Raw genomic sequence first — 8317 nt, forward strand, 5'->3', positions numbered from 1 at the left:
AAGGCTTCAAAACACTCACTGTTGTGTCATCTTCTCCCAAGGTACGGCTTGTTTACATGGCTCCAAATCATTCGGGGTCAAATCCCCTTCTGCCTTCTTTAAATGCATTTGCTCTAGAGTTTAACACATAATCAGTTGACAAATAGTCTCATCCGATCCGTAGAAATATGACAACGTGTCTTTTGACACAATTTTACTATTACAGCCAAAATACTACGTGGTGACTGTTTTTACTTGGTGTGAAAGAGAACGTGAAAAAGGATTTTTTGTTGCTAACAGTTGCTTTACCAAGTTTACTGATAGCGTCTCCTAGTTATGCTGTTGAAAGTGAAATTGAACAGAGAAATACTAATAAATCAACCGAAGTCATTTCAGATATTCCGAGTTTGAGTGAAATTGAGCTATCCGCAACTAATGCCGAATTATTAACTCAACAATCTGTACCGAGTGAAGTTAATCCAGAAACTCAGCCAGAAACAGAGCAAACTCCGAGCGATGATGCAGACATTTCTATAGAAGTGATCGCAGAACCAGACAACCTACCCCAATCTACTCCAACTTACGTAATTGATAAAGAAGAAATTCAAAAGCAGGGTGCTAACAGTTTAGCCGATATTTTGAAAAGAATGCCTGGTTTTGCAATCAATGATGTAGGTCATGGTGCAGATACTCACACAGGTACATACTATCGGGGAGCCTCAATTAATCAGTCTGTATTTCTAATTAATGGCAGACCAATTAACAATAATATCAACACTTATCATGGTGGAACTGATTTAAATAGTATTCCTGTAGAGGAGATTGAACGAGTAGAATTATATAGCGGTACAGCCTCCGCTTTATATGGTTCCTCAGCGTTTGGGGGAGTTGTGAATATTATCACCAAAGAAGGTTATGGCAAACCTAGATTGAGTGCTAGTGCAGAATTGGGCTCATTGAATTTAAATAATCAACAAGTTACTTATGGTGGTTCATCTGATAAAGTTAAGTACAACTTTAGCTTTGAAAGATTCTTTACAGATAACCGTTACCCCGTTCCTATAGGTGCAGCAAATCGTGATGAGAAGGGATTTTTATCAAATGCAGATACAGCGACAAGTACATATTTTGGTAGTATTGGACTAGATTTAGATAACAAAAACTCTTTGAATTTAGATGTTACTAAACTCAGCAGTCGCCGCGGCTTAATTTATTTTGGGTTTCCTCTGCAAAGAGATAGATTAGACCATGATGGTTTAAATACTGGCTTATCTTGGAAAACTCGGCTAGGTAATGGCGAAAGCTCTAATATTACAACCTCAATTGGTTATAACCAAGATTATTTCAGCACTTATGGCCCTACAGGATCATTTTACCGTACAGGCGCTTTAGATACACAACAACTTACAGCCAGGGTAGATCATGAGTGGAAAATTACAGCCAATAATAAATTGCGCTGGGGATTAGATTTGAAAAACACCGATTTAACTGGTGATGTTTTAAGTACAAATCCTAGTACTATTGCCAATAACGAAACTGAAAATAGGAGTTTGTTTAATGCAGCTTTATTCGCTGTCAATACTTGGAATATTAGGGATAATTTTCTGATAGATTTAGGACTAAGACAAAGCTTTGATAGCCAGTTTGGAAATTATCTCAACCCTAGTGTTGGTTTACGTTATGCCATCACACCAATAGTAGCAGTACGTGGAAGTTGGGCAGGAGGACAACGTAATCCTGGGTTAGATCAGTTGTATGTTTATGATACAGTTCATGGTTGGGAACCTAATCCTGATTTAAGCCCAGAAATTGGCTCAACTTGGACTGCGGGAATCGATGTTAATTTTTCAGAAAATCTGATTGGACAGTTTACTTACTTTGGTAGTAGTATAGGCGATCGCTTGGGAGTCATCGCTGGAAAATGGGCAAACATTGGATTAGTAGATACCAATGGTTTAGAGGCTGCATTGCAATTCAAAATTGCGGCTGGCTGGTCAACTTTCCTCAACTATACTTATACAGATTCCCAAATAAAAACAGGGACAGAGAAAGGTTTACAATTAGGTTTAATTCCCTATTCTGTACTTCAAACTGGTGTGGGTTATCAAAATTCAGGTTGGCAAGCTAACTTGTATGTTACCTACAATAGTGGCGCTCGCAGATCCATCTTCGCTAACCCTACTGACAAACCCACAGATTTTGCACCGTCTTTTGTGAATTTAGATTTGAGCGGACGTATACCTCTAACTAGTAATTTAGGACTGACAGTTTACTTAGAAAATCTACTCGGTGAGCAATATGAGCGAGTTAATCGCATATATAGCCCTGGATTTACTTTTCGCGTGGGTTTAAGCGCCAACTTTTAGGTATTCAATGTAGAGATTTTATCATTGCAAAGTCTCTACATTCTTATGTCTTTTCACATAATTTGGAAAACCTCACTTTCTTATAAAGATAGAATGTTAGATTTCACAGCATTTTTTTGTTAAATACGACGCACTGCCGTACAACATAGTGCGTTAAGCTAAAGTTATAATGACCGTACTTAAAATTTACTTTTAATCTAAAATCTAAAATTGCTATGAGAGCCAGAATTGAAAATAAAATACTTTTTATCCACCACGAAGATTTGCCAGAATTTAAGAAGGGTGGTTCGGTGGTGAGAAATTCTTATTTCTGGGCGCTACGTTCAATTGCTGGTCAAGCTTCACGTTATCGCGATTGGGAATACGAACCGGAGGTTTGGCTAGCGCTTTCACGAATGCTTTTGTCGTTTGCTGAATCTGGATATTTAGGTATTAGAGAAACTTTGCTAGAATTTCCCTTATCTCAAGGAGAAATTCCTAATTTTCTGCGAGATGTTTCCACTTGGGAGTAGGGATATATAGCTGCTATTGGTGTTAACAAACCCTATGCCATCTTCTGGTTAAAAATGATTAAAATTAGAGATATAAAGCGATTGCCAGAAGCATTTGTATCTTCTTTGTAATCACCACTTTTGAAATCTCGAAACATCTCTTCTATATAAATGCGTAGCGGCTTATTGCAGGGTACGAGCGATCGCTATATATTTCTATCAAGGATTCAAACAAAGAAATGCAAAAATTGGGAAAAAGGTGGGCTGTTGCCCACCCTAAACCATTATTTATTTAGCAATACTTTAAACAGGTGCTTCAGTAGCAGTTTTCCCAACTAGCATTGCAGTATTTTCGTCGCTTTCTAGGATACCGAATTCAATCAACAATTCTTCTAACTCTTCCATCTCAATGGGGGTGGGGATAGTAAGGTTCTTGTTGTCGACGATCTTTTGAGCCAATGTCCGATATTCGTTAGCTTGGTTGCTTTCGGGTGCGTACTCGTTAACAGTCATCCGGCGCAATTCTGCGTGTTGTACAATGTTGTCACGAGGTACGTAGTGAATCATGTGGGTGTTCAACCGTTTTGCCAGGGTTTGGATTAGGTCGATTTCCCGGTCAGTGTTACGGCTATTACAAATCAAACCACCCAAGCGCACACCACCAGTGTGAGCATACTTAAGAACACCACGAGCAATGTTGTTAGCAGCGTACATCGCCATCATTTCACCTGATGTGACGATATAGATTTCTTGTGCCTTACCTTCACGGATAGGCATAGCGAAACCACCACACACAACGTCACCTAATACGTCGTAAGATACGAAGTCTAGGTCTTGGTAAGCACCGTTTTCTTCCAAGAAGTTGATGGCGGTGATGATACCGCGACCTGCACAACCTACACCGGGTTCTGGACCACCAGATTCTACGCAAAGAACGTCACGGAAACCCTTGAGCATCACTTCATTGAGTTCGATATCTTCTACTGCACCACGTTCTGCTGCGAGGTGAAGAACGGTTGTTTGAGCTTTGCTGTGCAGCATCAAACGGGTGGAGTCAGCTTTGGGGTCGCAACCGACAATTAGAATGCGTTGACCCATTTCAGCCATTGCTGCAAGGGTATTTTGAGAAGTGGTAGATTTACCAATACCGCCTTTACCATAGAAAGCTATTTGTCTAATCTTTTCGTCAGTCATGGTTGTGTTTCCTACAATGATTTAGTTGATGAGTCGTAAGCTTGATGTGAAATATTTACCCTTGGCGTCGTAGGGAAGTAGAGCCTATTGGCGATCGCACCCTGGCAAAAACAGTTAAAATCAGAACATATTTACCCACGAAGCGATGGCTTAAGAAATAGAAAAATCTAATCTCCTAATAATGAAGCCTTTGAAACTATGACTTCAGCATTATCAGTTGTTGTAACGAATCCCAAATGGTTGCTCAAGCCTCAAGAGTGGTTGCAGCAGGAATTCAAATGAACGCAGATTTGTTCCCTGAACCACACAACCAACCAAATTGCAATCCACTCTTAAATGGTCGCTACAACTTTTCTGATTTTGCTGATGTCAAGTCGCCAAGAACATCTATAGCGCTTCTCGTTTCGTGATTGATGCAGCAAAATAAATTTCAGCCTAAAAGTAGTAGCTACACCAGTGCAGTAATATAATACTTACACAGGCAACATCTGGTACTCTGGCTTAGATAATATCTTGGTGACTTTTGACAGTATGGTTAAATTCCTAGAAATTATGGAACTACACCATTCTGCTTGAAGTTTTCGTTCCAAAAGTCAGCAACTGCTTCAACTTAGTTTGCGGTTGAATAATGTTTACTCCCGCAAGACGAAGTTAGTAAATATTCTGTATTCCTATTGAATTGTCAGGCTGTACTAAGAGTCTTTCTTCCCAGACTCCAAGAGTAATTGCCTTTGGTGAATAATGCTCTAGCTAGGTTAGCCAACTCTTATTGGCTCATACCCAGATAAATTTTGATTGACTTCAAGTTGTTACAAAGGCTACTATCCTACTCAATCTAGTTTTAGATTTTCGTTAAAAAAAGATGTAGCTAATTGAAGGGGACTTACCAGAGCAAAAAAACTTTCTTGAGCTTGCCTCAAACTTGTCTTGAAGTCTTTTTGTGTTTTCACTTGTTTGATTCCTATAAAAACCATAACATACATCTCACTAATTAATTTGCCAAATTTCAAATTTTTTCTCTATTTAATAGAAGATTATCCTTAGAACCTTTAATAGCCATAAGTTACGCCCCGCTCAGTCGCTAGTTAATGAAATTATTTATCATAGCTAATATGTGCAGTTCGATACTTTTGGATATTTAATAAAAGTAATAAAAACTAATGTTTTACAACAAAAACAAAAGTTCTTATTTTTATAAAAAAATATTGTAAACAAAGTAAGTTAAATAACTCATAAAATTTTACTTTGTAATAAGTAGAATGGCTTAATTAAATCAAAAGTTCATAGTAAACAGCTTTAGCTCTTAAGAATTTTATATAGATGGATAAATTACTTAGTACCAACAAAAGTTTTATCTTACATTTAGTTACGTCTATACCAATTCTATTTAATTTACAAACACTAAGAGCCTCTGACCCCCGAATTGTTCAACAATTCGGGGATATTTTTATAGCTACTTTCTGTCAACACAATGCATTTTGAAAAATAAATATTCGCTTGAAGTAATGTTTTATAAAATCTTCCGTTAGAGAGATGTACACTGCTGCCAACAAAATGAGAAAAATATATTTATTGGCTAGAGAGATTGTAGAAATGCCAGAGCCTGGTAAATTAGGATCTATAATTAATTGTTTATTAATCCTGACATTGTTAGCCTCTTGCAGTGGTAAAAACTCCACAGAAGATATGGAGCAAGAAACACAAAGTATATCTTCTTGGGTAGCAACAGCAAATATGGTTGGTGATGCTTGGATACGCGGTGCTGTGCCCAATAAATATGCTGAACAAACATTGAAAAGAGCCACGGAAGAATTGCAAAAAGAAAAAAGCAAAATAGACAAAATCAAGTTATCTAAAGACGTAAGCGAACATGATAAATCAGTGCTATTAGCTGATGTTTTACAGTTAGCAAATAAAACAGAGGAAATGTCCAGGGCTGTGGCTAAAAAAAATTATTCAGAGGTACGGCAAAAACTTGGAGAATTAGCAGTAGAAAAGCGATCGCTGAATAAGCTGAAGAAAAGTAGCAGGGCAAACCAATGAATAAAATTTTGGAAATCGCTCTTGGAATTGTTACCAGTATCGGCGGTTTTTTAGATGTAGGTGCGATCGCAACTGCTGCGGAAGCTGGATCTACCTATAGGTTCCAACTAATCTGGGCGTTTGTCTTAGGGACAATTTGTGTAATCTTTCTGGTAGAAATGTCTGGACGTTTAGCAGCCGTTAGCAAACATACATTAGCTGCGGCGGTGCGAGAACGATTTGGGTTCAACTTTTATATCATTCCACTAGTTGCAGAAATTGTCGTCGATTTTCTGGTTTTAGCAGCCGAAATTGGCGGTGTTTGTATCGCCCTGCAATTAGTAACAGGCATTAGTTTCCAGTGGTTTGCTTTACCCGTAGCCTTTGCAATTTGGTTGCTACTTTGGAAAGGGACATTTGGATTAATTGAAAACGGTGTTTCTTTATTCGGATTAATTACACTAGCATTTGTCGTCGCTACTTTTAAGCTGCATCCATCATTAACACAACTTGGCTCTGGTTTATTGCCAACTCTGCCACAACAAGACACCCCACATTACTTATACCTTGCCGTTGGCATACTAGGAGCATTGATTAGCCCGTACTTGTTTTATTTCTACTCATCTGGTGCAGTAGAAGATAAGTGGGATGAAGGGTATATCGGTGTAAATCGCGCCGTTGCTGGTTTAGGAATGGGCTTTGGTAGTATCGTATCGCTGGGAGTGTTGATTGTGGCAGCACTGGTACTTGGTCCCAAAGGTATCCAGGTTGATAGCTATGAACAGGCGGCGCTGATGTTGACAGAAACCTTTGGTTACTGGGGCTTTGTGCTATTTGCAGCATCTTTAGGGATTGCTTGCTTTGGTGCAGCACTGGAGGTAAGCCTTGATACAGCGTATATTGTGGCTCAAGCTTTTGGTTGGAATTGGGGCGAAAATCTTAAACCAAAAGATGCCGCACGCTTTAGTTTAGTCTACACTGTGTTTGTCTTTCTCGCCTCATTACTAATGGTATTTGGTATCGATCCATTGCAATTAACTTTGTTTTCAATGGCAATTACAGCAGTGATTTTGCCGCCTGTAATTATACCTTTTTTGGTTTTGATGAACGATGAATTATATGTTGGCAAGTATCGTAACGGCTGGATTAGTAACAGCGTCGTCATTTTTACGATCGCGCTAACATTTGTGCTAGCGATCGTTGCTATTCCACTAGAAATTATTGGAGGGTAGGAAATGGATGTTATTAGAGATGTTCTTGATAACCAATTAGTTGACCGCAATCAACGCAAAATGGGTAAAGTCGATGGCATTGTGATGGAGTTGCGCGATCGCGAACCACCACGACTTGCTTATATTGAAGTAGGAGTGACAACCCTTAGCAAACGGCTAAATCCGCGTTTGGCAGGTTTAATAGCAGCAATTGCAAGTAAATGGGGTGCTAAACAAAGTGAACCGTTTCGGATTCCTTGGTCAAAAGTGCGGGATATTGGTATTGATGTGGAAGTCGATGTTGAAGCTGAAGCAACACCAGCCTTAAGCTATGAAAAATGGCTGCGCGATCGCATCATCGCCCGAATACCAGGAGGAGGATGATGACAACTCGTGAAATTCATCTAGAATTACTGCTAAGTAAACCAGTACTAGACTCAACAGGCAAAGCCGTCGGACGCATTCAGGAAGTACGCGCCGAACAACAAGGCGAAGAATGGATTGTTAAAGAATATCTTATCGGTTATGCTGCCGTGTTAGAACGGCTATCTGCTTGGACAATTGGGTTAGGAATTTTGCATTTACTTGGGGCACAGAAAATTTACGGTGGTTATACAATACCTTGGGACAAGCTAGATTTGACTGACCCTGACAAGCCGCGTTTGCGTTGCAGTCTAGATGCATTAAAATCATTAGACGAGCAGCCGCAGGATACAGAGTAACTTGGCTTGAAGGAGGCAGAAGTATAATGTCACCGAGTTGTAAAACGCTGTAAATGTTTTTAAAGAGAGAACTTAGTAGTCCGTCAAGTCACCAATGCTTGGTTTGTAGTGAGCGCTAAAGCGCTCAAATCAAGGACTAAAGTCCTGACTACGAACTTATTCACCCATCAAAGTTGGTGTGGTGGACTATTAGTACAGTTTTGCGTAAGAGCGTAACGTTTTAATGTGACCTACGCATTGGCATTGTCAGCCGACGCATTGGCATTGTTAGCCGACGCATTGGCATTGTTAGCCGACGCATTGGCATTGTCAGCCGACACATTGGCATTGTC

Annotated in this window: 7 protein-coding genes; 6 read left to right on the forward strand and 1 reads right to left on the reverse strand. The window is 39.4% G+C overall.

All coding sequences use genetic code 11. The annotated features are described in order from the left end of the window. Nucleotides 1-251 precede the first annotated feature (251 nt). On the forward strand, nucleotides 252-2345 hold the full coding sequence (locus tag ACFE93_RS07300; protein WP_375472684.1) for a TonB-dependent receptor plug domain-containing protein: 2094 nt from the start codon (nucleotides 252-254) through the stop codon (nucleotides 2343-2345). A 215-nt stretch (nucleotides 2346-2560) separates the two neighbouring features. After that, nucleotides 2561-2857, forward strand: coding sequence for a hypothetical protein (locus ACFE93_RS07305; protein WP_104905583.1), 297 nt, complete (start codon nucleotides 2561-2563; stop codon nucleotides 2855-2857). 282 nt (nucleotides 2858-3139) lie between these two features. Here the strand turns inward: ACFE93_RS07305 and nifH are convergent, their stop codons facing one another. Next, entirely contained in the window at nucleotides 3140-4030 is an 891-nt protein-coding gene (nifH, locus tag ACFE93_RS07310) for a nitrogenase iron protein (RefSeq protein WP_292856651.1), read from the reverse strand. Between the two features lie 1554 nt (nucleotides 4031-5584). On the opposite strand from nifH, the gene ACFE93_RS07315 reads away from it, so the two are divergent. From ACFE93_RS07315 to ACFE93_RS07330, 4 genes are read left to right on the forward strand one after another with little or no spacing between them, the layout of a single operon-like run. Beyond that, nucleotides 5585-6073, forward strand: a complete 489-nt coding sequence (locus ACFE93_RS07315; protein WP_375472685.1) for a hypothetical protein — start codon at nucleotides 5585-5587, stop codon at nucleotides 6071-6073. After that, complete coding sequence (locus ACFE93_RS07320) at nucleotides 6070-7284, forward strand: NRAMP family divalent metal transporter (RefSeq protein WP_375472686.1); 1215 nt, start codon at nucleotides 6070-6072, stop codon at nucleotides 7282-7284. The genes ACFE93_RS07315 and ACFE93_RS07320 overlap by 4 nt, the downstream gene beginning before the upstream one ends. Nucleotides 7285-7287: 3 nt before the next feature. Next, nucleotides 7288-7647 (forward strand): hypothetical protein, encoded by a 360-nt coding sequence (locus tag ACFE93_RS07325; protein ID WP_375472687.1) that lies wholly within the window; start codon nucleotides 7288-7290, stop codon nucleotides 7645-7647. Then, nucleotides 7644-7985, forward strand: coding sequence for a hypothetical protein (locus ACFE93_RS07330; RefSeq protein ID WP_375472688.1), 342 nt, complete (start codon nucleotides 7644-7646; stop codon nucleotides 7983-7985). Before ACFE93_RS07325 ends, ACFE93_RS07330 begins: the two co-directional genes overlap by 4 nt. The last annotated feature ends 332 nt before the right edge of the window (nucleotides 7986-8317 follow it).

This window comes from uncultured Nostoc sp., assembly GCF_964247315.1.
Taxonomy (GTDB): domain Bacteria; phylum Cyanobacteriota; class Cyanobacteriia; order Cyanobacteriales; family Nostocaceae; genus Nostoc.